This is a genomic window from Methanococcoides methylutens (genome assembly GCF_000765475.1).
GTDB classification, from domain to species: Archaea; Halobacteriota; Methanosarcinia; order Methanosarcinales; family Methanosarcinaceae; genus Methanococcoides; species Methanococcoides methylutens.
The window spans coordinates 950,221-975,787 of the sequence record NZ_JRHO01000014.1; the positions used below are offsets into that span (position 1 = coordinate 950,221).

Below are 25,567 nucleotides of genomic sequence, written 5' to 3' on the forward strand. Positions count from 1 at the left end.
CAGATCTGACATTCGACCCTAAGAATATGTTAATCGCTATGGACATAACATATATGTATTGTAATAGTCTTCTAATCCATACTAAATAATCAATTATATAGGTGTTTTTAATGGAACTTAACGGAGTAGAGATCGAAGATACATTCGCAGAGGCCTTTCCAATCAAGATGGCCCGTGTACTGATCACAGCCGCAACAATGCGCTGGGCAACAGTTGCAGCTCAGGAAGCAACCGGGTTTGGAACATCCGTCATTGGATGCCCTGCTGAAGCCGGCATCGAGATGTTCGTAGACGGTAGTGAGACACCAGACGGCAGACCAGGTGTTTATATCCAGATCTACACTTTCGGATACAAGTCACTTGAAGGTCAGCTCCTTGAGCGCATTGGCCAGTGTGTCCTCACAGCACCAACAACCGCAGTGTTCAACGGTTTCCCTGATGCAGAGAAGCAGTTCGACACCGGAAACAAGCTCAGGTACTTCGCAGACGGAACAGAGTCCCAGACAGAGGTCGGCGACCGCAAGATGCACGTAATCCCAATGATGGAGGGTGACTTCCTTGTAGAAGATTCCATTGGTGGAATAGAAGCTATTGCAGGTGGAAACTTCTTCATCTTCGCAGACTCACAGATGAACGCTCTTACCGCAGCAGAGAATGCAGTTGATTCTATCCAGGCTGTCGAGGGTGTAGTCACACCATTCCCAGGCGGAATAGTTGCAAGCGGTTCCAAAGCAGGAGCAAACAAGTACAAATTCCTCAAAGCAACAGCTAATGAGAAATTCTGCCCAAGCATCAAGGACAAGGTAGAAGGTTCAGAGATCCCTGCAGACGTCAACTGTGTCTATGAGATCGTCATCAACGGTGTGGACGCAGACGCTATCAACGAAGCAATGGCAGCAGGTATCGAAGCAGCTGTAACAGTCCCAGGTGTCAAGAAGATCACCGCAGGTAACTACGGCGGAAACCTCGGACCACACAAGTTCAACCTTCACGACCTTCTATAAGGTCGTTCTTTTTTCTCTTTTCTTTTTTGGTTTCTTTTAGGATTTCTGCTCAGACTTTACCAAACCCATACATTTAAGTCTTAGAATTTCAGAGGTGAAACCATGCAGGAATACCTACGTTCTACTGAGATAATCGACTGGGACCATCCAAAAGTCGAAAAACTGGCAAAGGAACTTGCTTTAGGGCTGGATGACCCTATCGAAATAACAAGGAACTGTTTTGAGTGGGTAAGGGATGAGATATATCACAGTCATGACCACTGCATGAACCCCATCACACTGAAAGCTTCAGAGGTTCTGGAAGCAGGTACCGGTTACTGTTATGCAAAAAGCCATCTGCTTGCAGCTTTATTGAGAGCAAGTTCCATTCCCACAGGGTTTTGCTACCAGCGTCTGAGCAGGGATGAAAATGGTGAACCTTTCTGTCTCCACGGATTAAATGCTGTCTACCTAGCTGAGACAGGCTGGTATCGCATCGATGCAAGAGGTAATAAGAAAAGTATTGATGCACAGTTCAACCCTCCTGAAGAGGTGCTTGCATATGAAATAAAGGTAGGAGGTGAAGCTGACCTGCCGGAAATATGGCCAGACCCATTACCTGTCATCGTCGATGTGCTGACAAAATACGATAATTATGAAGATGTCTGGGAAAATCTTCCTGACATCCCATTGATACAAAAACCATCATTCAAAAAACAATGAGCAATAGGTCAATTCAAAGACCTATCGCCGTAAGACCTGCACTGATCAAGTCTATTGGATTATGCCCTGTTACCTGGACCATAACATAAACACCAAGGAACGTACCAATGGTGCTTCCAATATTGGCAAATGCAGCTACCATGATCACACGGAAGAAATTGTTTTGCTGAAGCTCTTTGAAACTTTCAAGCTTGACAACTTCCTTAAGGTCTTCAGTAGTAGGTTTCCTCTGTTTAGCTTCCATCAGTCCTGCAAACCATCCTGCAGCCATCATCGGGTTCAGGGATGTGAGCCATGCCACAAGGAAAGCAGTGATGATCGAATACGGATGTCCTTTTGCAAGGGCAGCTCCGATGGAACTTAAGATCCCGTTTATGATGAACCACCAGCCAAAGGCCAGGAGCAACAGCTCAATCGGTGTACCTGACATTATCAGCAACGCGAAGGTTGCAATAGCCAGAGCCACGATTCCAATCCCGAGAACCTTCATGAAACTGAAGCGCTTCTGGGGAAGCTCGGTAAGTGAGGACATTGGAGGTATGGACTTTGGATCCTTGAGATATTTCTCGACCCCTGTCTTATGTCCGGCACCAAGAACTGTAACTATCTTCTTGTTGCCGCCTTTGGCGATCTTGACGAGATTCCCTGCAATGTAAGCATCTCTCTCATCTATCAGAACAGCAGCAGCATTCGGAGATGCAGCACGCAGCTCATCTGTGAGCATGGTAACCATGTCCTGATTGGTGATGTTATCAATATCAATGTTCTTTGATGAACCGATCCCTAAAGCAGAAGCAACGAGGGTTACAACAATATTCAGTTTTTCAAAGAAACCCATCTTGCTCCAGAAACGCTGGAGGGTCAGCTGGATATCACGATCAACAAGCGCTATTTTTGCTCCACTGGCTTCTGCAGCATCAATGGCAGTGATCATCTCAGCACCAGGCTGGACACCCATTTCATCTCCGATCTTCTTCTGCACATAGGCAAGCAACAGATGTACAAGGAAATAGTAGATCTTACCACCGCTTAGAATATCCTTGATGGGTATCTCTGAATCCTTAACTTCACCTTTCAGCGAATCATATCTGCTTTTGCAAAGCTCTACAGCCACTATATCAGGTTTCTCGCGCTCAATAGTGTCTTTTACCTCATTGACACTCTTCTCCGAAACATGTGCGGTTCCCACGATGATAATCTGGGAAGGCTGGGGAGCAGTCTGAAGAGCATCCGGTTGCTTTACCATGGGAGCAAGAGAAGACGTCTGTGAAAAAGTTACATCGCCCTGGCCTGAATAGATCGAACCCGATACCGTATCGTAATTATAATTAGAAGCAGCTTTCTGAGAATCCGTGATGATCTGTTCATCTGATTTCTCTTCTGCTGTTTTGTAGGTCATACTGTCCATTTTCTACATCACTCGTTCAATAACATCATTGTATGCATCAGGTCGGTCCTGGAAAGGATACCAGACACAGAACCATTTTCATCGACCACCAATACCCTGCCGATGTTGTTAGAGACCATCAGCTTAAAAGCATCTGCGGCAGTCGCCTCTTTTGGTATCGTTACAATATCTTTTGTCATAACATCGGACACCAATACACTGTAACGGTCCAGAGGCATTACCTTGCGCACATCTGTAAATGTGATAATACCTTTTAAAGTGTTGTGTTCTATCACAGGATATCCCATATGCTTTTTTTCGAACATGAACTGGGTCAGATCATCGATTGTCAATGAAGGCTCTACCGAGACAATATCCTTTGTCATAACTTCACTGACAGGTACTTTCTCAAGGGTCACTGTAACAGCTGTGGAACGGTCCTCACCTGATGCTCCCATGTAAACAAAGACAGCAATGAGGATAAGCCAGGGATTCCAGGGATTTGATAACAGACCCAGCATTCCCAGCAGGAATGCGAACATCTTACCGACACCTGCTGCTGCATGAGTTGCCTGTATGTAGGGCATCTTCCTTGCAAACCATGCACGAAGTATGCGTCCGCCGTCCATAGGAAAAGCAGGGAGCAGGTTGAACATACCAAGGACAATATTGATGGAACCTAGCATCTGTACCAGCCTGAATATGACCGAATCCGCAAACGAAGAAACAGCACCAGCTACTGCAAAATTGAGCAGTAGCAACGAGCCTCCGATAATAAAACTGACCAAAGGACCTGCAAAGGCCATCTTTGCTTCCTGACCCGGATCCCTCGGAATCTCCTCCATTGAAGAGACACCACCTATCAGGAACAAAGTTATATCTGTGATCTTAACACCGTACTTCTTCGCAAGATAAGAATGCCCAAGTTCATGAAGCAGAACACAACCAAAGAGAAGTATAGTTGTCAAAAAAGATAAGGCATATCCCAGTGATGCTGGAACTACATCATTGAATCCATAGGGTGCCGGATTCATGGCAAAAATAATTGCAAAGAATGGAAGAACTAAAAGAAATGTTATGTGTATCTTAATAGGAATACCGATAATTGTTCCAATTTTGAAAGAATTTGCCATAGATATAAATTTTAGCTTTATTGTATTTAGCATTATCTGGTAAACACTTTTAGTGGTCTCATTTAAGCTAATCTAGTCAACAAGTTAGCATGATTTTTAAAAATAATACTTTCACCCCGCTTGGCTTAAGAGTATATATACTCACGTCATAGGTAGTATTAGTCACGGATTCGATGGACACACGCCTTTACAAGTTTCAAGGCTAGGTGCCATCGAACCATCCCCTCAATCCGTGCATTTTTAAAACTTAGATCGAAGTTAGAACAAAACTCAATAGAATGAACTGAAAAACTGATCAAAAATAAAAAGATCTGTTCATCAGATCAGTTTTTCAAGATCATTCAGGAAAAGTTCGATCGTACTATTATTAATGTGAGGCATGATCACCAGACGCAGAGCTCGGGGTTTTCGTGTTATTGAAACATGCCAGCCGAATTCATCAAGTAATCTCTTCCTTATGTTATCGGCATCTGGAACCTGTAGAGCTACAACATTCATGACAGGATCAATAACAGGTTCGATTCCAAGTGCTTTAGCACCTTCAACAATTTTCTCTGTTTGTTCCATGCATTGATCTATCACCTGCCTGTAACCTTCTCTTCCAAGATGCTTCATAACAGCATATGTTGAAGCTACTGCTGCCCCACTTCTGGTACCTGTGAGAGAATATTGTTTATTGATGCTCAAATAAGGAGTGTGTATCTCAAGATCATTCAAATATTCAGTTTCACGGAACAGCAATCCGCCTGAAGGAATGGTGCTCAATCCCATCTTATGAGGATCAATTGTCATTGAAGTTACACCTTCAACTTCAAAATCATAATGATAATCCAGATCCATAAATGGAAGGACAAAACCACCAAATGCAGCATCAACATGCAAAAAAAGATTTTTCTCAAGAGCGATCTCTGATAGCTGTTCAATAGGATCTATCTGACCAAATTCTGTTGTTCCTGCTATACCAACAAGACCTATTGTATTCTCATCGATCAATGACCTCACTAATCCGAGGTCAACTTTCAGAAAATGATCAAGTGAAGCTTTCCTTATTTCTATTCCTGAAAGGTCTGCAACCTTGTCAAAAGAAAAATGTGCAGATTCCGGCATTACAACATTTGGTTTTTTAATATCACGACGATAATTTACCATGGATCTTATTGCCTGTATATTAGATTCAGTTCCACCAGTTGTTAAATAACCACATTCTTCAGGATCATTGTTATGGTGTAAAAGAGAACCGAACATTTTTAGCACTTTTTTTTCCAGATCATAAGTTCCAGGGAAAAGACCAGGATCTCCCATATTAGCTTCAATGAATTGTGTATGTGCTAAAACTGCAATTTCATGTGGATAAGTACACATAGAACTTAGAACACGATCATAACTAGTATCTGCTGATTTCGCGTTTTTTAAAATAGAGAGGATCTCATCTCTGGGTATTCCGCTTTCTTCCATGAATTCTCGTTTAATACAACATGTAACCTCCTTAAAACTATTTTGTTCAAAATGAGATATTATTGATGATTAATTTTTTTACACTTCTTTGCTGATATTTTAGGATGAAAATATTTAGTTTCAAAAAAGTAAAATTAAAAATTTCAGCTTCAAATTTTAAATGAATTCAATTTTGCGAAAACTCAAAATTTGAAAAGGTTTAAATTTTTTAATATTTTAAATTCTAAATTTATTTAAATGCAAACTTCATTTTACCTGCTTTTTTAGTATATTATATCTCTATACTTTTTTGTTATTCTCCTTTTTTGTTTTTGTTGTTACAAGGGGGTCACCCCATCATTTCGACTGGAATATTTTAGTTAATTTTCGTAATTTTATCTTTTTCTTGAGAAACCTTTATTACCTATTAATCTTATATTTGGAGCACCCTGTTTTTTTAACATTATAAAAAATATGTTCTCTTATTTTTTTTCTGCACTCCAGTCGAAACCATAGGGTCACCCCTCTTTATATAATTTCCAAACGAAATAGAGGGGTCTATTTCCAAAGGAAAGCTTCTAAAATAGAATACATATAAACTGAAATTGAATTTAAAATATAAGTTTGGTCATTAGAACCTGTTTCTTTTATTATTAGCCTTAATTTATTTAAAACTGGAATGGAAACAGAGGGGTTATAACCATAAGGGTTAATAAGGTACACTTCCATTGGATCGTGTGGAAAATTGAAGGGTTCATATGTTGACATATTCATGTAGCATTCTGTTTGCTTATGAATCATTCAAATGTGAATTTGTAGCATTTCATAGATTATCATAATTAATCAATAAAGGTTTTAGATCAATTAGCATGACGTTTCTCATTTGAGAGCAACATTTTGTATTTGATGTATTTCCTATCCAATCTTATCACAATAATATATGGAAGGTTAAAAATGGAGAACAAATCATTAGATGGATTATTTGAGGACTTATTACAAAATGAATCTCTTTTTAAGAACAAAGAAGTTTTAAGACCTTCATATACACCAGCATCCCTTCCTCACAGAACTGAACAGGTCAACACTCTTGCTACCATTCTTGTTTCAGCACTTAGGGGAGATACACCATCAAACATTCTTATCTATGGAAAAACCGGTACTGGTAAAACAGCTGTTGCTCGTTATGTTGGTATTGAACTTGAAAGAAAAAGTGACGATATAAGTATTGATTGTTCAGTACTGTATCTAAACTGTGAGGTCATTGATACCCAGTACAGGCTCCTGGCAAATCTTGCAAAGCATTTTGGTGAAGACATCCCTATGACCGGCTGGCCTACTGACCAGGTGTTCACAAAATTCAAAGAAGCTATTGATTCAAAAAAGCAGGTTATCATAATTATTCTTGATGAGATCGATAAACTTGTCAAGAAAGGTGATGATGTTTTGTACAATCTTTCTCGTATCAATACTGACCTAAAAAATGCAAAGGTCAGTATGATCGGTATTTCAAATGACCTGAAATTTACGGAATTCCTTGATCCAAGGGTCAAAAGTTCTCTTGGAGAAGAAGAGATCATCTTCCCTCCTTATGATGCTGAACAGATCAGTGATATCCTGAGGCAAAGAGCATCCATTGCATACAAAGAAGAGGTGCTTGATGAAATGGTAATTCCTCTGTGTTCTGCCTTTGCAGCCCAGGAACATGGTGATGCAAGGCGTGCACTTGACCTTCTGAGAGTTGCCGGCGAACTTGCTGAGCGTGAGAACGAAGCAAATGTTGGTGAAGTTCACGTTAGAATGGCTCAGGAAAAGATCGAGATCGATCGTATTGTTGAAGTTGTCAGGACTTTACCCACACAGTCAAAGTTAGCTCTCTATAGTGTCATGCTTTTGAGGAATAACGGACACAGGAACGTCACTACAGGTGAAGTGTACAACGTTTATCGTCAGTTATGCGTGAATGTTGATATGGATATCCTGACACAGCGAAGGGTCACTGACCTAATCTCAGAATTAGATATGCTGGGTATTCTTAATGCAGTGGTCGTAAGCAAGGGACGCTATGGAAGAACAAAAGAGATCGTTCTGAGCGTACCTATAGAAAGCACACGCCGTGTCCTGCTTGAGGATTACAGACTGGGAATGCTTGCAGGTTTCAAACCGGTGATAACAGCACAGATGCATCTTTGATGCATCAAACAGTTTTTGTTAAAAAGAGAAGAAAAAAGGAAATGAGATCATATTTGTCAAAAGGTATTAACAATATATCAACAACAGGAAGATCATGAAAGCAAAAGCCTTAGATGGCCTGCATATGGTATCCTGTATCTTGCAATTCCAATGACCCATTCTTCCTTTACAGGTTGAAGATAACTTATCTGGCCCTGCTGGTCATAGTACATGTTCGTCCTTTCGTTATCACCTTTAGTGATGTAACCACTATGTGGTGCAATTGGACCGCCTTCCCACATACTTTCCCCGGCTTCAACAAAGTACATGGCCCGGTGTATGATCGGGGTGACACCTTCCTGTCCGTAAGGGCGGTAAAGTATAACGTCACCTTCTTTTTCGAAGGATATGTAATTTGGACCAGCATCCTGATTGGTTATTATCTGTGTCCTGTCTATGTTTTCGATGAAAATTATATCCCCGATCTTCATATGAGGTTCCATACTTCCGGATTCAACAGCAACCATAGGTGTCCACATCCCAAATAACGCCTGGGAAATGACTGCAAATGCCAGAACGGCAAAAATTACAGAAACAATGTCCCTTGAAAGGGATATCCAGAATTTATCACTCGTTCTGAATGTATGGAATGAGGCTTTTATGTCCATATTATCTTTGAAACAATAGAAGCTGATTAGTTAAAAAATTTGGTATTGAAGCATCCAGTACGTAGCCTATTTATTTTATAGGAATGCTTTTGTTTGATACAAGAGTTTGACACATTAATTAGCAACTTAGTTCCTAAAAATTAAATTGTCAAAGACGAAGAGATATTGAAAAACAAATCAGAATTCAAATTGTTTGTCATTATAAGAATCGAATGTAATTTTTGCAGAAAACTGCTAAATTCCACTGCTAATTTCAGGTCCAACAATGAAAGAGATCAATGTTCAGGAAGCTTTTTTAGAAGCCGGGTATCAGATCAGCCCTGAAGCTGTAAATCTGATAGTATCTCACAGTTCACCAAAGAATCTGGTTTGCTATATTCTTGAACATATCGATGAGTCGGTCTTTGTTATTGAGACCGAACACATTGACCTTTCATCCTTTGAATCCGAATATCCGAGCAGCGTGAAAGGTAACTCAGGAACAACTTCAGATGTTGCTTCAAAGGTTGTTTCAGATGTTAGTTCACAGGTCTCACAGAATTCGGAGGTCATTTCGGGAGAAACACCTTCCCATTCGGAGATATCGCTTTCATTTGCTACATCTGAAACTGTATCTAAAGTTACATCTGAAGTATCTTCACCCTCAAAAAAATATTCTTCCTCATTTCCATCCGGTTATGGAAGTAAGGGATTACCAGATGCCGGTCTTAATGTAAATTCCAATGCTAATGGCAGTAACATCAATATCATGTCCGATATCACGGACATGTCGACCTGTGTTGGCGAATATATGGAATTCGTCCAATATTTCAGGAACAGGTATAGTAAGCTCAGTGATATGATCCGTGGAAGGATAACTGCCAGACCAATTGAGAGCCTTAATAAGAACCGCAAGCAGGGGAGCGGCTTAAAGCGGAGTGGAGGCGGTGATTACAGTGAAGTTTCTATTATTGGAATGGTATCCGAGGTAAGGAGTACTGCAAATGGGCATAAGATGTTGCAGCTGGAAGATCCCACAGGTTCTTTTCTGGTGCTTGTGCATCAGGCGGAGAAAGATCTTTTTGAAGAGGCCAGCAAGATAATTCTGGATGAGGTTATCGGTATCACAGGTTCCCTGACCAATGATGGCAGTCTGATCGTAGCAAAGAAGATAATACTCCCTGACCTTCCGAATATTTCACACAGGAGGGAAGGTACCTGGGGTAAAGCGGTGTTCACATCTGATGTCCATATCGGAAGCTCGACCTTCCTTGAAGAAGAATGGTGTGGCTTCCTTGACTTTCTTAACGGGAAGTGTGATAATGACCAAATGAAAGAGCTTTCCAAAGATATCCGGTACCTTGTGATAGCAGGCGATCTGGTTGATGGGATCGGAATTTTCCCGGGGCAGGAACATGAGCTGGATATTCTTGACATCTATGATCAGTATGCAAAGGCGGCTGAATACTTTAGTCAGGTACCGGAACACATTCAGATAATAATATCACCCGGAAACCACGATGCAGTCCGTCAGGCAGAGCCACAGCCCCGTTTTCCGGAGCGTATAACTTCCCTTTTTGAGGACAGGATAACTTTTGTGGGAAATCCTGCATTAGTGGACCTCGATGGTGTCCGGGTACTGATGTATCATGGACGCTCAATTGACGATCTTGTTGCTTCGGTCCCGGGAGTTTCATATCAGGAGCCTGAAAAGGCCATGATAGAGATGTTAAAACGCAGGCATCTTTCCCCTATATATGGAAGCAGGGTTTCCATTGCACCGGAGAAACAGGACCATTTTGTAATTGACCAGATACCCGATATTCTCCATTGTGGTCATGTGCATACCATAGGTATTGGAAGATACAAGAATGTCCTTGCGATAAATTCCGGTACATGGCAGTCACAAACAGAGTTCCAGAAGAGAGTAAATTTAATGCCAACACCTGCACAGGTTCCTATCGTGGATCTTTCCACTCTCAGGACAACCCTTCTGCACTTCTGAAACCTGTAGGACCTATGGTATTGATAGATTTATGGAAGTTGATCTTTTTCCTTTTCCATGTTAAAATGTGACACTTCTTTTCCAATTCCGATCACTATATATAGTGCAACAGGAAAGTATGCACCAGATGTCCTCGAAAGATAAGGAAGAACTTATAACAATTCCTGAAATACCTGACTTTGAGGCCTTGCTGAAAAAGCAGGGATATAGCCTTGCAGGTACTCATTCTGCTGTAAAGACATGCCTCTGGCTTGGTCGTTCCATGAAAGGAGAAGGTGAGTGTTATAAGTCCAGGTTCTATGGTATTACTTCACATTGTTGTCTGCAGATGACACCTACTTTGAGGTGCAACCAACGCTGTCTCTTTTGCTGGAGGCCTACAGAAGCGGAGGTATCCTTCCCGAAAGATTGGGATTCTCCAGTGGAAATTGTGGGGTCATCAATCAAAGCACAGCAAAAATTGATATCCGGATTTGGTGGTTCAGCACCAAGGGAGCGGTGGGAGGAAGCAAACCAGCCCAAACACGTTGCTATATCACTTTCAGGGGAGCCGACCTTGTATCCGCATCTGCCTGAACTTGTGGAAGAGTACGAAAAACAGGGCTTTACCACTTTTATCGTAAGTAACGGTACTGTTCCTGATATGATGGAGAGAATCGAACCTTCCCAGTTATACATGAGCCTTGATGCTCCTGATAGGGAAACATATGAAAAGGTCTGCAATCCGAAATCTCCTGAACTATGGGACAATATCAACAGGTCTCTGGAAATACTTGGAAAGAAGAATAACCGCAAAGCAATACGCATAACCCTTGTAAAGGGTATGAATATGATCGATCCGGCAGGTTATGCACGTCTTATTGAGATAGCAAATCCGGATTTCATTGAGGTCAAGGCATATATGCACCTTGGTTTTTCCAGAAGCCGTCTTCCTCGTGAAGCGATGCCTTCACATGAGGAGGTTGTCAGTTTTGCAAAAGAACTTGCCGAGCATCTTGGATATGCCATTGCAGATGAAGTGGAAGTAAGCCGCATCGCTCTGCTTTCAAAGGACGGTAAAGTCACTTATCTTGACTGAGGCCGGGTATAGATTCCTTGGCATTTATCGTCTCAGTCACAATCTATATTTATATCCTTGTTTACATAGGATACATCCATTTAGCTAATAGCATCCATGTTCTGTATGCAGAACATGATCATCAAGGTGTTCAACGCATCTACAATCCCAATTGATCCTTATTATGGAGTATTCCCACAATGGTTGACCAATCTTCACATCAAAAATACGAGTTTAAAAAGAAACTTGAATCGTTAAGGGGCAAGCGAGGTCGTGGTACTGAGCTTATCTCATTGTACATTCCACCTGACAAGCAGCTCTCAGATGTAGTTGCACAGCTCAAGACAGAGCACGGTCAGGCCTCCAACATTAAATCCAAGCTTACCAAGACGAATGTGCAGGGTGCTATCGAGTCCATCATGTCCAGACTCAGGTATGTGACTGTTCCTGAGAATGGGATCGTCTATTTCACAGGTGCTGTTGATGTCGGAGCTAACAAGACTAACATGGAGTCAACCATCATTGAGCCTCCACAGCCAATTATAACATACAGGTATCACTGTGATTCATCATTCTACCTTGATCCTCTAGAGGAGATGTTAAGGGAAGCAAAGACCTATGGTCTGCTTGTTCTTGACAGGCGTGAAGCCTCAATTGGTCTTCTTGTGGGCAAGCACATAGAACCATATCGGAACCTGACCTCAACTGTACCTGGGAAACAGAGGAAAGGAGGACAGAGTGCCCATAGGTTCCAGCAACTTAGACTCATTGCCATACATGATTTCTACAAGCGTATCGGTGATGCAGCAAGTGAGGTATTCCTCACAGTTGACCAGAAGGACTTTGAAGGTGTGCTTGTTGGTGGTCCTTCACCAACAAAAGAGGAGTTCGAATCCGGTCATTTCCTACACCATGAGATAGAGAAAAAAATGCTCGGGCTTTTCGATGTAGCGTATACAGATGAGTCCGGTCTTTCAGAACTTGTGAACGCAGCAAGTGAAAGGCTTGAGGACCTTGATCTCATGGTAGAGAAGAAACTGATGCAGCAGTTCTTCAGGGAACTGGTGTCTGATTCAGGCAAAGCGACCTATGGTGAGGACAATGTCCGAGAGAATCTCATTATCGGTGCTGTCGATATAATGCTCGTATCAGAAGACCTGAGGGCTGAAAGGATGACCGTCAGGTGTACTTCTTGCGATTATGAGAAAAAGACAACCAGTGAGTTCAAGCCTGGTGATTCGAAGACAAGTCTTGGTAACTGCCCGAAATGTGGTTCCTATCTTGAGGTCGTGGAAAAGGTCGATGTTGTTGATGAGCTATCCGAAATGTGTGACCAGATGAGTACCACGGTAGAATTCATTTCCACTGACTTTGAAGAGGGTGCACAGCTTCTGAACGCTTTTGGTGGTATCGTCGCTATCCTGCGTTTCAACACAGGCATCTGAGGTTAATTAACAGGTGATCATTTTGTTTTTAGATTTTATAGAACAGGTTACATCCGTACTGAACGATGCTGTCAGCTCCGCAGGGTTTGAAGCAAACGATCTGGAGCTTGGACCGTCCCAGCATGCAGACCTTTCATCAAGGGTCGCATTCAGGCTGGCATCTGTTGCAAAACAGAGTCCAAAGGACGTTGCTGACAGGATCGCTTCTGAGATAGTAATACCAGAGGGTTCCTATATTGGTAAGATAGAGGCATTGGGCCCATATCTGAATATAAGTGCCAGTCGCGATTTCATTGATGATGTTGTGTCAGGTATCAGGGAGAAGAAGGAGTCTTTCGGAGGTAATTTCTGTGAAGGCAGGATACTGCTTGAGCACACTTCTGCTAATCCTAACGGTCCTCTTCATGTGGGACACATAAGAAATTCCATTATCGGAGATACCCTCGGTCGCATCCTGAAACGTGCAGGATATGATGTCGAGTTGCACTACTATGTAAATGACATGGGTCGCCAGATAGCTATAGTTTCCTGGGCTCTTGAACACTTCGAATTCGATGAAAGTTCTAAGCCGGACCATGCTATTGCAGATGTTTACATAAAGGCGAATGCAGAGCTTGAATCACACCCGGAAAAGGTTGCTGAGATAGACAAGCTCATGCAGCTTGTTGAGAGTGGTGATGAGGAGACAATTGAGCGTTTCGATAAGGCTGTAGGGCTTGCAGTTGAAGGTATCAAGGAAACCCTTGGAAAGATGAATGTCTCCCACGATGAGTTCCCTAAGGAATCAAGTTTCATCAGGTCCGGTGATGTTTCAAGGATAGTGGATGAGATCAAGGCTACAGGACGTACTGAGATAGACAATGGCGCGCTTGTTGTTGACCTTAAGGATTACGGATTTGAAAAGACGCTCGTTATCCAGCGCTCTGATGGTACTTCACTTTATACAACACGTGATCTTGCATACCATGAATGGAAGGGCGAGCGTGCTGACAGGATCATCGATATCTTCGGAGCAGATCATAAACTGATCTCCGGTCAGCTCAAGGCAACGTTGAATGCCATAGGCAAAAAAGAACCGGAGTTTGTTATCTTTGAGTTCGTTTCATTGCCTGAAGGTTCAATGAGCACAAGACGCGGCAAGTTCATCAGTGCTGACGAACTGTTCGACCAGGTCAAGGTTCGGGCACTGGAAGAGGTGGACAAACGCCGCCCTGAGATGCCTGACGATTTCAAGAAAGAGGTTGCTGACATGGTCGGTATCGGTGCTGTCAGATACGATATCGTGAAGGTCACACCTGAGAAATCCACGGTCTTCGACTGGAAAGAGGCCCTTGATTTCGAGAAACAGGGCGGTCCTTTCATACAGTACTCACATGCACGTTCCTGCAGTATCCTGCGAAAGGCAAAGGATGAAGGCCTGTGGGATAGTGAAGCGATCATTGCCCCTTCACTTCTTGTGGAAGATAGTGAAATAGCTCTTATCAAGAAGATGGGAATGTTCGACAATGTGTTGGACCAGTGTACGAAGGAACTGAAACCACATATGCTTGCTATCTACGGAAGGGAACTTGCAGATGCATTTAACCAGTTCTATCGTTTCGTGTCCGTCCTCAATGCCGAGGAAGATGATGTCCGTGCAAGCCGTCTGGCTCTTGTGGACTGTGCAAGGATAGTGCTTGCCAACACACTGGATACCCTTGGAATGGGTGCACCGGATTCGATGTAAGTCAGGCATGAAGAACATATCAACACAGATCAGGGAGAATGGAATATGGAATTATACATGTACTTTCTCCTGTATCTTTTTTTAGTGAATGCTTATGCTTTCTGGCTGATGTACTCTGACAAAAAGAAGGCCATCAAGAACCAGTACCGTATACCTGAAAAGACCCTTTTCACCTGGGCATTGCTGGGCGGGAGCATTGGTTCCATAACCGGCATGCAGAAGTTCAGGCATAAGACCAGACATCCGAAATTCAGGATCGGTATGCCTCTGATATTTATCGTGGAAGGCTATCTCTTCTTTGAATATGTTCTGCCGGTATTGATTTGAGTTCTTTGGAGCCTGAAGCGGTCCCTTTCCGTGATTTTTTCGTTTTGTTTATACTCAGTTTATCTCAAATAACCGGTCTCAAACATCATCCAGACAATGAAAAACTAAAAAGTAATGATGAATACCGCTGGCATTTCATCAATACTCAGGATCTTTGACCTTTCCCATGAAAAGGATACATCCCGTTCTTCTGTCTTCGATAAAGAACATGAAAGGATGGTCTGCCTTGAATTCCACTACCTGTCCGGGTAGCGGTTCACAGCAGTCAACCGCTTCGATGGCCGTTGCCGCTGTTGCCTCAGTGCCTTTTTCCCCGACATCGATAAAGGCTTGGTGGACCACATCGTCTAGCCATAAAGCGTAATCTTCCGGAACTTTCCGGATGTCATAAATACCTGAGAAATTTGCATCGTCCGTAAAGGCTTCCGTAATCCCCATGCTTTTCAATGTAGCCGGTAGTTCAACTTTAGTATCAAAACTGAATTTAGGCAGCCAGATTTTGACTTCATTTCCGGATTCCATAGAGGACTTGAGTTTGTTGTAATCTGAAAGTTTAAACTTACTTTCAAAATCTTCAATGTTATTTTCTTCAGGAAGGATGACGTACATGCACAGGTCATTGCCCTTGTAAGGTATTTCAACGATTTTTGCGTTTTTGCTTTCGCCGTAACTGAAGTACTGCTTTGTGTACATCATATCTACGGCATTTCCTACCTTATTTGAAGAAGAATTGTAGAAAAGTTCCTTCCTGGTCTCTTCTACGTCAAATTCATTAAGCCATTTTCCTTTAAAGTAAACTGCATTTGTAATGATCATGGCCGTATCGGGATCGATCAGTTCATCCGGGATCAGGTCTTTGATTTTTTCGTTGGTCTGTGTTGCAACCCACTTATTGATGATATCCCTGGATTTTTCCGGTTCATTTCTAAAATCAAGGTTTGTTACTTTCCCACCATAATATATCTTTGAGTTATCTGCATATCTTTCATTCAACGGATAATTTTCCCGTACCCAGAGGGCATTTGCAGTTTTCAGGTCGTAGTTGTCATCATCTGAATTTATTGTATTCATCATCTCTTTTGAATTTTTTTCAAGCACGGACTTGCTAAGAGGATAGTAGAACACATAGGCTATCTCTTCCTGTGTGGTAGTTTCAGCGCCATCATAACAAATAGCCATTGCAGTAAATATGCTGTATGGCGAGAAGACAATATTGTCATCCGTGGTTAGATTAGTGTACATATCAAAGGAAAAGGCGTTGTTTGCAGTGGCAATGTCATAGTCATCAGAAGAATATGCATACATCAGGGAGCTTTTGTCTACAGTTTCTGATTCCACGTTTATCGGAGAGGAGCTTTTGTTTCCAATTTCTGATCCTGTGGAATTTGCGTTTAATTCACTATCCGGGCTTGTGCCGGTGTCTATGCATCCAATACATGAGAAAAGAAGAGCACAGATCATAACTGTACAAATAATATTTTTTAGTTTCATACAATATGCTTGAAGTGACTCTATTTAAATTTTATGTCCAAAGTATCGAACTGATTCCGAATGCGACAGATAGTTCCAGTGAAATGCAAGGATATCGTTTTAGTTCGATGATATGTCCATAAAAATTATATATATTGTTCTATAAGGATTTTACAGGGTTCAGTTGAGATTGGCAAAGTGAGTTGAACCCCGGAATTGCCTAAACGCAGAGTAAGGTTGGCTTTGAGGATACTTAAAGCTTATCTGATCCTGCCTTTTGGGACAAAACAAAAAGTGAAATGGTGAAAACAAATGCAACTGGTGGGGTGCAATGGCAACATGGGTGAGACCTTAATCACCCACTTCATTTTTACAGAACTTAAAGGGATAAAAAATGAACAAAAAAGCAATTCTGCTTATACTTATTATAACTGCTGTTGGAGTATGGTTTATTCTTGACTTCATTACGATTGGCCCTGGTCTACCTCCTTCAGAAGCTATGCCAGATTGGTATGTCCCAAAATCAATCACTGATAGTAAACAAGAATGTACTCCGTTCTTTCCAAAAATCTCAAAGTACTGCAGTTATGGGAATTATACACGAAGAACGATGTTAGTTGTATGGTACTTTGATGATGATAAAAAATTCCTGCAATCAGAGAATGAATTGAACGAATATTTGTCAGAACGTGGGAAAGTTTCCACTGTGCAATTAGATATAAGTGAAGAAATAGGTGAAGAAATCAAAAGACTTGAAAGTAAGAATACTTGGCGGCCAACTCTGGGTCCAAAACGTTTCGATGCCACCAAATATGAAAGTGAAATTACATCCGGATATTTTTTGGTTTATAAAAAACCATTCCTTGAAAGCAGAGAAGACCAGTTTATAGTTTACTATGGAACCAAAGGATCTGTTAATCTCTCAGAACAAACTCCAGCATTAAAAAAGCTGATTGCAAAGTCATATTATATGGCTAATGAAGATGGAACAGTAGAAGGTTTAAAAAGATGATTGGAAAGCTACTGAGATAAATGAAAATTGAATAGTATCCAGAAGGTGGTTCAATCCACCTTTTTATTTTTTCAGAGGTAATGTTATGAAACAGATAACGTCTCTTCTTATCATTTTTCTCCTTTTTTCATGTTTACTCACTCCGGCAGTTGCAATGCCCCCTCCCCCGGGAAACGACAGGTTTGGTCAATTCTTTCTACGCCACCTGAATATGAAGCAAAATCCCGAGATAATGGATTTCATAAATACCTAGGGGCTTAAGGACTTTCAGGAAGTTCACATCAACAGGACCCATACATACGTGTATCTTATTCCCAAAGAAAACTGCTCAAAAAAGATGGTATTTTTTGACCGGTCAGGTGAGGAGATTCTATGGGCCAGGGTAATAGATATGAATGAGACGATCCCCTTTGAACCTCCAGGTCCACTGGATGATTTTTTCGCCGCTTATCCTGAGGCTGAAAAGAATGACACGATAATCTCCTTTATCAACTCCTATGATCCGAGGAAATGGAAAGAAGTATCTACAGACCTGAACCGGACTTCTTCACTGGTTTATCTGGTAGCCGACAGGGATGTTTTCAGGGAACTTATGTTCATGGAACAAAAAGGCAATATCAGCTGGGTGAAGACATTCAATGAATTGCAGGTAGCTGTGGATAAGGAGCAGGCGCTCCGGATAGCTGCAAAGGAGATGAACTCGTCGGTATCTCCAGTGGATGTTCATATCGTTTTCCGGGATTCACAGCCTTTCTGGGTTGTGACCTACATAACGGGCCCTGCTGCCACTACATTTTATATCGATACCGGAAACGGTAAAGTATACTATTACCTGATGGATGCAGGGGTTGACGGATCCGGGGAACCTTCGTATAACGTCCCCGGTTTTGGCGGAATGCTTACTTTGGTTGCATTTGCAGTGTCTTTGAGGATGACCAGGAAGACAGGTGGGAAATGAATGAAAATAAAGATCAGGCTTTTACTATTCTTAATACTCACAATAGTTTTCCTGTTGTTCCTTTATTATGTGATACCTGTTGAGGTGGAAGGCGTGGTTGAACACAAAGCAATCAACGGCAGGATGAGTGGAAATAATGTAGCTGGAATTTTGGATAACATGCAACATCCGGAAAGACCATGGATACTTGTAGAAGACAAAGACTTTGAGCAGTTTTTCTCTCCTGAGGATAAGGATGTCTTCATTAATGATTCAATGCATGAACGGATGGATGGGAAATATGTCAGCGTTGACTACATTGTTGCCATACAGGTGACTTCTGAAGATCCTGTCAATAATGTAAGAAAAGGGCAAACTCTTGCTTACTATGCCAGCAGGGAGGATTTCAATAAGGCAAAAATAGGAGATACTGTAAGATACAGGGTTTCAAGGCTTGAAGACGGTAGAATTGGAGAAATACTGGAATTGTCCAACCGAAGCCAGACATTTGTATGATGGTTTTGATTCGCAGGATTAACTAAAAAATGCATAATAAGAGCCATTTATGTCATGCTTTGAAAATAATTCATGATCTCCCGGTTGATGCGAGTGACAACAGGTATCCTCTCGAAAAGCGTTTTATAAAAAAGGAGTTGATTACTCCATAATGAAGATACGGATCGAAACTCCCAAGTTCAGCTTTTTCAAGTATCAGAAAGTGGATGAAGGGTACGAAAGAGTCCTTTTTTCCCCGATACCCACAATATTCAACTATGGTTTCATTGAGGAAACCCTGGGAGACGACGGGATGGAGGAGGATGCTATTGTACTGGGACCCCGGCTTGCTCAGGGAACCCTTGTAAACCTAACCAGTCCCGGCGGAGTGGTTAGGTTTGTGGATGACTCGGTTCAGGACGATAAAAAAGTGTTCTATCTCGGGGACAGGTATTCTGAAAGGCTGTTCGGATTATATTTCAGGATGTATGCACTGTTCAAGCGTTTTCGTTATCTGGCATTTGAAAGAAGAATTGCGGAATGCAGGTTCGAAGGCATTGAACTATTCGAGGAAAACTGAGAATCGGTCAGTATATAGATCAGTGTAACTGCAAACTAAATTGATAACTTAAATCCAAATCTGTTCTACAAAAAAAGAGATAAGGAAAGTGATGTTCTTTCCCGAAGAAATTCCTTTGATATTTCTTATCTTAAAAAATGTCGATGGTCTGTATGTTCTTGACCTTATTGCTGAAAGGTATGCCTTCCTGCTCCAGATGCTCTTTTATCGTACCCTCAACGATCTTCACAAGCTCTTCCTTTTCCACATTTGTAACTGCTGATAGGAACTTCACGCTGCAGTCCTTGCCTTTTGTTTCAAAGAACTCGATGTTAGGTATGCTCTCGGAAGATGTGATACTTGCCTTCATGAGGGTTCCGGGGTATTCCAGAGCCATTTTGATGTGACCTACGAAATCCGGATTGAGCTTTTTGACCTGCTCGCTGATGGAAGTAAGGACATCGGTTGCATACTTTTCTGCCTTTTGTTCTTCCAGTTTGCAGTCCTTGATGGTAAGCTCGCCGGAATAGGAGCTGACCTCGGAGGCCTCGATGGAGTTGATGGCTTTCCTTGTTTCCCTTTCCTTGCTTTTGCCTGCCAGCAGGTCGATGAGCTTCTGGAATTTCTCATCGGCTTCCTTTGCGGAGAACTCAATGACCTCTGCTTCAGGATTGATCTCCTCCAGGAAATTTCTGACCTCTGCGACCTTTTCATCCTCTGCGATATCGACCTTGTTGATACAGAGGATCTCAGCATCTTCTATCTGTGTCAGAATGAACTTTGGTGTCTGCTTTATCTCGGTGTTGAATCTTGTTCCGTCAATAATGTTAACGATAGGTGAAAAGCTCAGGTCATCTATCTTCATAAGACCTATGTCTTCTTTGATCTGCCTTGGGAAGGCAATACCTGTAGGTTCGATAATAATAACGTCAGGGTGGAAGTCATCTGAAAGTTTGGAAAGGGTGTATTCCATGCTGATCTTGAGAGTACAGCAGATACATCCGCTCGTAAGTTCTTCGGTGACGATCCCGGTGCTTGAAAGTGTGTCACCGTCAAGTCCGATCTCACCGATCTCGTTCACAATTATCGCGATCTTGTGGCCTGTTTCACTCAAATGCTTACCGAGCCTTAACAATGTAGTGGTCTTGCCGCTTCCGAGAAAGCCGCCTATGATCATTATTTTCAATTATCTCACCAGTGGTAGAATGATATTATTTAAGAAAATTAATTTCTTTTAAGCTTCTTTTCAACTTGGAAGTCTTTACTTATAAAACTTGCAGGTTAATATCTGGATGGATATTTGCGGTCTGATATGTGTGATCTGATGTTTGTCCCATTTTCCGGTCTCCAGAAGAAAATAATTCGCTAACATTATAAATGATACTCGCACATACGGTAGTTATGAGCGAGCTGATCTTTGACGACATTGGAAGTTATCCGCTACCGGAAGGCGTAACAAAGGAGTGGATGGAAAGCGCATTTTCGAAAAGGGACAGTGATGAGAAGCTTTTTTCTGTCATACGTTCAGCCTTTAGCCAGAAGCTTGACGCCGGTGTGGGAGTAGCTACATATCCCCAGTTCCAGGACATGAACCAGCAGTTCCTGTCAATTATCAATGATCCGGAATGTGTGGAAGAGCCTTTCAAGGTCAAAGAAGACAGCGCACGTATCCTTGAGCTTGATGTTATAGAAGAAGCTGCTGCAGAGTACAGGGATAAGACCGGTGAAAGACCGGATGTCCGCATCTGTGTGACCGGTCCGCTTGAACTTTATCTCAAGGACTTCGGGGGAACACAGTACACCGACATCCTGAACCTGTTGGCAGTAAGTATCGACCGTTTCATAAGCAATTCCATCAAGTCCGCAAAGAACTTCAACATCAGGACTGTTTCCATCGATGAGCCAAGTATCGGTATCAACCCCCAGATAATGTTCGAGGATACCGAACTGGTGGAAGCACTGAGCACTGCCACTTCCTATGCAGGCAAACAGGATGTTGATGTGGAGATCCATCTGCACTCCCCGCTTCATTACAGGATAGCTTGTGATACACCGAGTATCAATGTAATAGGAGTGGAGTCTGCAGCAAATCCTTCCTATCTCGATCTCATCGACAGGAAGGTCCTGGAAGATACCGATTCTTTCCTGCGTGTGGGTGTTGCAAGGACCGATATCTTTAACCTTGCATCTGTGCTCAACGAGAAGTACAACACCAATGTCTGGAAGGACACCCAGTATCTGCCGGAGATAGTAACGGAAATGGAAACTCCGGATGTTATCTCAAAGCGCCTTGAAAAAGCAGATTCCATATTCGGAGATCGCATTAAGTATGTTGGCCCCGATTGTGGTCTTGGTTCCTGGCCGACACAGGAGATCGCAGGACAATTGCTCAGGAATGTTGCTAAGGGAATCGCCAAGTTCTCTAAATAAGACAATTCAGGTTCCTAAAAGGACAATTTTTGAGATCATATCAGGAGATTGCTGATCAACAGACCCATGAGGTCGATCACATTTCCTGCTATTTTTGGTGTTAACTGTATTTCTATATATGCAGCAACAAGGAGCATAAAGATCGCAATTGAGAATATTCTCCACAGATATCCGGATCTCAGATAAGATTCCGTGATATTCTCGATCCTTCTAATGTCTTCTTTTAGGTCCTCTTCTTTCTCAGCTTCGAATAAACGCCCTTCTGTAATCTCTTCTGAATGTACTCTTGCAAACCTGTATGCAATAGATGTTGCTATGAAAATTGCCGGCAGTTCAATTATTCCATGAGGGAGTATTGAAGCAAAGTAATATATGAAGGCAAAGTCAGCCCCTACAAGAATACCACCAAATCCTAATGTTTGACTTCCCCACAGTATTCCATTGAACACAAAAAATGCAAGTACTGTTCCTGCTATAAAAGAATTAAGGAATAATGTCAACACAGGAAATATGAGTGGGAGTACTGATGCGATTGCTCTGTAATCCTCGCCGGTGTAACCACAATGTTTCCAGATGGAATTTGGGCTGTCATTTTTCTCATCCAGACCATTTTTCTTTATATCAGGATAGATGTGCAGGGCGACCTTCTGTACAAATGAAAAAAAGGGTGAAGATAATTTTTCCATATTACAGGAAATCATAGAATAGAACGGGTGCCTTGACCGCAACAGTAACTCTTTGAAAACTATTCTGTGACTGTATGTTATGGCTGCGGCACCTATAGATGTGACAAATATTGCTATTATATTGAAGAAAAAAACAGAATATAGCGGACCGATATATCTGGCACCGAAGTCCACTTTTGAAGTAGCGGCATCTGAGGTTGAAATAATTGCCTCGTTGACGACATCAACTTCTGAAGTAGCAGCCTGTGCAGTTGAGATCAGGACAGCATTTACAAATTCAGGTTGTGAAAACAAGAAAGCAACTGTGTAAATAGAGATGCTGAATACAAAGGACAGTATCGTAAATAGTGTGAATAGTTTCACTGACCATATTACATCTGTCCGTTTTATTTTGAATTGGCTGCTCTCTTTATTTCTCATTTTCGTTTGTTTATTAGTTATGTTTATCAGGATTTCACTTAACTTTAACTGTTTTAAATTTCATGATCTCTGGCTAATAAATATAAAATTTAAGACTTCATCGATGACTTAAAATATATCTCCATACAAATATATCTAAAAGATTCATGGTTCGGTACTAAAAAGAGGTTTAATATGAGGATACAATCTGGAATTGAAGGTTTCGATGAACTTGTTCAGGGTGGACTTGTTCCGGAACGTGTTTATCTTTTAAGTGGTCCCCCGGGAAGTGGAAAAACTACTTTTGGCATGCAGTTCCTTGCGCAAGGTGCTACTTTTGGGGAAGTTGGTCTCTACGTTAGCCTTCTTGAAAGTCCCCAGAACATCATCAATGACATGTCTAATTACTCGTTGAACGTGGTGACCTTAATAAAGATGAAGAAGCTTCTTTTTGCAGATCTAGGTCCCAGAATGGAATATGGTTATATGGATGATCTTCATGAGGTCATAAGTTCAGATTATGATGTAAGTCATTCATCTGTAGAAGGCGAAGCTCCGTCCCCTGCAATGGTATTCAAGGAGATATCTGCATATGTTCAGGAATACAATGTAAAAAGGCTTGTTATAGACTCTGTATCTGCTATCCGTTTTACCACAAAGGACCGCATTTCAGAAGAAAAAGAGATGGGTAGGTTCATCAGGAATCTGAAACAGCTTGGATGCACTACTATACTTCTCTCTGAGATGACAGACCCGAATGCATATTCAACAGAACAATTCGCATCACATGGGGTAATGTTCCTTCATAACTTCCTCTATGGTAAGAAGATGACCCGTGCATTGCAGATCATAAAGATGCGTGGAACAAAACATGATTGTAATATGATGGGACTTGAGTTCACTGAGAAAGGTCTGAAAGTATCTTCCTACCTTGAATAATGGTAGTGTGGAAATGGATCTGTTCAAGAAGAATAAAGACAAGCCTACTCTTGCTGAAATGAAAAGGGTAGAAATTGAAAAGAAGGCTTTTGAACTTGGTTTAGAAGTAGGTTACCATAAGCACTCGGAGATCGGCTGGGTCAAAGAGAATATTGTGAAGCTGGAAACCCTTGCTAACAGTCTCGGTCTTGGTGACATTGTTTCTGAAAAGTATATTCAGGGCAAAGGCGAAGGTGGTCTTGCGAGGGAAAAGGGACTTAATATCGGTTCTGTGACATCTGCACTAAAAAAAGAAGAAGGCTACTCTTCGGCAGACGAACCAGCTTTCAAGAAGCCAGAAGAAAAGACTCCCGAGGGATACAAGGATTATGCAGGAAATGATGCTATATTTGCTCCTGTGGACCGCCCGGAACTTCTCACTAGCCCCTCATGTATTTCTCTTACCAAAGCTGTTGAACGCCCTGCAAATCTTGATGGGTTCAAACCATTAATGCCAAAGAAATAAATATAAAATGTGGGATATTGGGCTTTAAGCCTTGTAACCATATCCCGCAAATCTCTGTTTATCATCCAGATTGCAGATCACAAATCTGTCTGATTCATTATAAGCCAGCAACTTCGATCCTAATAGTGTTACAATACATTCAGCGTCTGTTGTTGTTCTCTCAACTTCTTCACCGTTTACAACTATCTTTTCCACTCTCATCGGGGATGACTGAAGGCCGACGAATATATGTGGAACATCTCCGATCGCAAAGCCCTTTGAGAATGGTGAGAACTTACATTTGAGTGTAAGGTCTTCAGTTACATCTTCTTTTTCCGAGAGTATGAAACCTCTCTCGACATCCTTTGATTGGACGTTCTTAAGCGCAAGTCCGACCCGGGCACCTGCGGGTGCGCTTTTTGCATCCACATCATGCAGCTGTATCGAGCGGACCTCGATGGTCTTGTCTGTTGGGAAAGCTACAAGTTTATCCTTTGCTTTCAGGGTGCCCTGCATCACAATTCCAAGTACCACACAACCAATGCCTGTTACATTGAAGGACTGGTCGATAACAACACGTGTTGGGAGGTCATTCAGTTCCTCCTGCTCCTGTGCAACTACATCCCCCATATCGAATATCATTTCCTTCAATTCTTCCATTCCTTCGAATGAGGTTGTGGAAATTGAGATATATTCCCAGTTCTCAAGAGAGGTACCTGTTGTCACTTTTTTAAGTTTCTCTTTCAGTTCATCTAGTGCAAAGGGGTAGCTAGTGTCTGCTTTTGTAAGGACGATGATACCATGCTTGTATCCCAGGAGGTCAAGTGCAATGATACATTCTCCTGTATGTGCATCAAGACCTTCAGGAGGTACGCACAAAAGGACAATGTCCGAAAGATTGAAGGCGGTCACCATAGGTTTGATGGAAGTTGGATAACCGACTGCATCTATGGTCGTCAGGACCTTGTCGTTCTTGGAAAAATCGTACATCGTAATGTCTGCTGTGTTTCCTTTTTTCCCAAGTTTTGAAGCAAGGGTGGTTTTGCCGCTTTTTTCGCTTCCGATAATAGTTATTTTTGTCATATATGATCACACTTTTAGTGTACAGAAATACCTTTTG

General features: G+C 41.9%; 24 protein-coding genes. 15 read left to right on the plus strand and 9 right to left on the minus strand.

The window, feature by feature from the left end:
• The first annotated feature begins 110 nt into the window (after positions 1-110).
• Together fhcD and LI82_RS11870 are read left to right on the plus strand one after the other, a co-directional pair.
• The gene (gene fhcD / locus LI82_RS11865) at positions 111-1,004 is read left to right on the plus strand and encodes a formylmethanofuran--tetrahydromethanopterin N-formyltransferase (RefSeq protein ID WP_048196020.1); all 894 of its coding nucleotides are present in this window, start codon (positions 111-113) and stop codon (positions 1,002-1,004) included.
• Between the two features lie 102 nt (positions 1,005-1,106).
• Positions 1,107-1,706, plus strand: coding sequence for a transglutaminase-like domain-containing protein (locus LI82_RS11870; RefSeq protein ID WP_048196021.1), 600 nt, complete (start codon positions 1,107-1,109; stop codon positions 1,704-1,706).
• Between the two features lie 13 nt (positions 1,707-1,719).
• On the opposite strand, the gene LI82_RS11875 is transcribed toward LI82_RS11870, so the two are convergent.
• The 4 genes from LI82_RS11875 to LI82_RS13180 form a co-directional block, all read right to left on the minus strand.
• The gene (locus LI82_RS11875; RefSeq protein WP_394297414.1) at positions 1,720-3,105 is read right to left on the minus strand and encodes a TraB/GumN family protein; all 1,386 of its coding nucleotides are present in this window, start codon (positions 3,103-3,105) and stop codon (positions 1,720-1,722) included.
• A gap of 17 nt (positions 3,106-3,122) precedes the next feature.
• Positions 3,123-4,226 carry a CBS domain-containing protein gene (locus LI82_RS11880; protein ID WP_048196024.1) on the minus strand — a complete coding sequence of 368 codons (1,104 nt, stop codon included), beginning with the start codon at positions 4,224-4,226 and terminating at the stop codon, positions 3,123-3,125.
• A gap of 318 nt (positions 4,227-4,544) precedes the next feature.
• A complete protein-coding gene (mfnA, locus tag LI82_RS11885; RefSeq protein WP_048196026.1) occupies positions 4,545-5,681 on the minus strand; it encodes a tyrosine decarboxylase MfnA in 1,137 nt (378 codons plus the stop codon).
• Between the two features lie 537 nt (positions 5,682-6,218).
• A complete protein-coding gene (locus tag LI82_RS13180; protein ID WP_160174985.1) occupies positions 6,219-6,428 on the minus strand; it encodes a hypothetical protein in 210 nt (69 codons plus the stop codon).
• Positions 6,429-6,614: 186 nt separating this feature from the next.
• On the opposite strand from LI82_RS13180, the gene LI82_RS11890 reads away from it, so the two are divergent.
• Positions 6,615-7,850 (plus strand): ORC1-type DNA replication protein, encoded by a 1,236-nt coding sequence (locus LI82_RS11890; RefSeq protein ID WP_048196029.1) that lies wholly within the window; start codon positions 6,615-6,617, stop codon positions 7,848-7,850.
• 92 nt (positions 7,851-7,942) lie between these two features.
• Here LI82_RS11890 and LI82_RS11895 read toward each other — a convergent pair whose 3' ends face one another.
• The gene (locus LI82_RS11895; protein ID WP_048196030.1) at positions 7,943-8,497 is read right to left on the minus strand and encodes a signal peptidase I; all 555 of its coding nucleotides are present in this window, start codon (positions 8,495-8,497) and stop codon (positions 7,943-7,945) included.
• A 265-nt stretch (positions 8,498-8,762) separates the two neighbouring features.
• On the opposite strand from LI82_RS11895, the gene LI82_RS11900 reads away from it, so the two are divergent.
• The 5 genes from LI82_RS11900 (at position 8,763) to LI82_RS11920 (ending at position 15,036) form a co-directional block, all read left to right on the plus strand.
• A complete protein-coding gene (locus tag LI82_RS11900) occupies positions 8,763-10,481 on the plus strand; it encodes a DNA-directed DNA polymerase II small subunit (RefSeq protein WP_048196031.1) in 1,719 nt (572 codons plus the stop codon).
• Between the two features lie 127 nt (positions 10,482-10,608).
• Complete coding sequence (twy1, locus tag LI82_RS11905) at positions 10,609-11,559, plus strand: 4-demethylwyosine synthase TYW1 (protein WP_048196331.1); 951 nt, start codon at positions 10,609-10,611, stop codon at positions 11,557-11,559.
• 179 nt (positions 11,560-11,738) lie between these two features.
• Positions 11,739-12,983 carry a peptide chain release factor aRF-1 gene (gene prf1 / locus LI82_RS11910; protein ID WP_048196033.1) on the plus strand — a complete coding sequence of 415 codons (1,245 nt, stop codon included), beginning with the start codon at positions 11,739-11,741 and terminating at the stop codon, positions 12,981-12,983.
• A gap of 22 nt (positions 12,984-13,005) precedes the next feature.
• On the plus strand, positions 13,006-14,709 hold the full coding sequence (gene argS / locus LI82_RS11915; protein ID WP_048196036.1) for an arginine--tRNA ligase: 1,704 nt from the start codon (positions 13,006-13,008) through the stop codon (positions 14,707-14,709).
• Positions 14,710-14,754: 45 nt separating this feature from the next.
• Complete coding sequence (locus tag LI82_RS11920; RefSeq protein ID WP_048196038.1) at positions 14,755-15,036, plus strand: DUF1294 domain-containing protein; 282 nt, start codon at positions 14,755-14,757, stop codon at positions 15,034-15,036.
• 138 nt (positions 15,037-15,174) lie between these two features.
• Here LI82_RS11920 and LI82_RS11925 read toward each other — a convergent pair whose 3' ends face one another.
• Positions 15,175-16,527 (minus strand): serpin family protein, encoded by a 1,353-nt coding sequence (locus LI82_RS11925; protein ID WP_052402930.1) that lies wholly within the window; start codon positions 16,525-16,527, stop codon positions 15,175-15,177.
• 373 nt (positions 16,528-16,900) lie between these two features.
• Here LI82_RS11925 and LI82_RS11930 point away from each other — a divergent pair, with 373 nt between their 5' ends.
• The 4 genes from LI82_RS11930 to LI82_RS11945 all read left to right on the plus strand — a co-directional run bounded on the left by LI82_RS11930 (position 16,901) and on the right by LI82_RS11945 (position 19,530).
• Positions 16,901-17,518, plus strand: coding sequence for a hypothetical protein (locus LI82_RS11930; protein ID WP_048196040.1), 618 nt, complete (start codon positions 16,901-16,903; stop codon positions 17,516-17,518).
• 391 nt (positions 17,519-17,909) lie between these two features.
• On the plus strand, positions 17,910-18,476 hold the full coding sequence (locus LI82_RS11935; protein WP_160174986.1) for a PepSY domain-containing protein: 567 nt from the start codon (positions 17,910-17,912) through the stop codon (positions 18,474-18,476).
• Positions 18,477-18,971, plus strand: coding sequence for a hypothetical protein (locus LI82_RS11940; RefSeq protein ID WP_048196044.1), 495 nt, complete (start codon positions 18,477-18,479; stop codon positions 18,969-18,971). It abuts the gene before it with no gap.
• Positions 18,972-19,122: 151 nt separating this feature from the next.
• On the plus strand, positions 19,123-19,530 hold the full coding sequence (locus LI82_RS11945; RefSeq protein WP_048196046.1) for an inorganic diphosphatase: 408 nt from the start codon (positions 19,123-19,125) through the stop codon (positions 19,528-19,530).
• A gap of 130 nt (positions 19,531-19,660) precedes the next feature.
• Here LI82_RS11945 and LI82_RS11950 read toward each other — a convergent pair whose 3' ends face one another.
• Positions 19,661-20,686, minus strand: a complete 1,026-nt coding sequence (locus LI82_RS11950) for a CobW family GTP-binding protein (RefSeq protein WP_236622753.1) — start codon at positions 20,684-20,686, stop codon at positions 19,661-19,663.
• Between the two features lie 224 nt (positions 20,687-20,910).
• Between LI82_RS11950 and LI82_RS11955 the strand changes: the two genes are divergently transcribed.
• Positions 20,911-21,939 carry a methionine synthase gene (locus LI82_RS11955; RefSeq protein ID WP_048196050.1) on the plus strand — a complete coding sequence of 343 codons (1,029 nt, stop codon included), beginning with the start codon at positions 20,911-20,913 and terminating at the stop codon, positions 21,937-21,939.
• A gap of 35 nt (positions 21,940-21,974) precedes the next feature.
• Here the strand turns inward: LI82_RS11955 and LI82_RS11960 are convergent, their stop codons facing one another.
• Positions 21,975-23,045, minus strand: a complete 1,071-nt coding sequence (locus tag LI82_RS11960) for a stage II sporulation protein M (protein WP_081955835.1) — start codon at positions 23,043-23,045, stop codon at positions 21,975-21,977.
• Between the two features lie 174 nt (positions 23,046-23,219).
• Here LI82_RS11960 and LI82_RS11965 point away from each other — a divergent pair, with 174 nt between their 5' ends.
• Positions 23,220-23,963 (plus strand): RAD55 family ATPase, encoded by a 744-nt coding sequence (locus tag LI82_RS11965; protein WP_048196054.1) that lies wholly within the window; start codon positions 23,220-23,222, stop codon positions 23,961-23,963.
• Positions 23,964-23,976: 13 nt separating this feature from the next.
• Entirely contained in the window at positions 23,977-24,468 is a 492-nt protein-coding gene (locus LI82_RS11970) for a hypothetical protein (protein ID WP_048196056.1), read from the plus strand.
• A gap of 24 nt (positions 24,469-24,492) precedes the next feature.
• On the opposite strand, the gene LI82_RS11975 is transcribed toward LI82_RS11970, so the two are convergent.
• A complete protein-coding gene (locus tag LI82_RS11975) occupies positions 24,493-25,530 on the minus strand; it encodes an EF-Tu/IF-2/RF-3 family GTPase (protein ID WP_048196058.1) in 1,038 nt (345 codons plus the stop codon).
• Positions 25,531-25,567 lie beyond the last annotated feature (37 nt).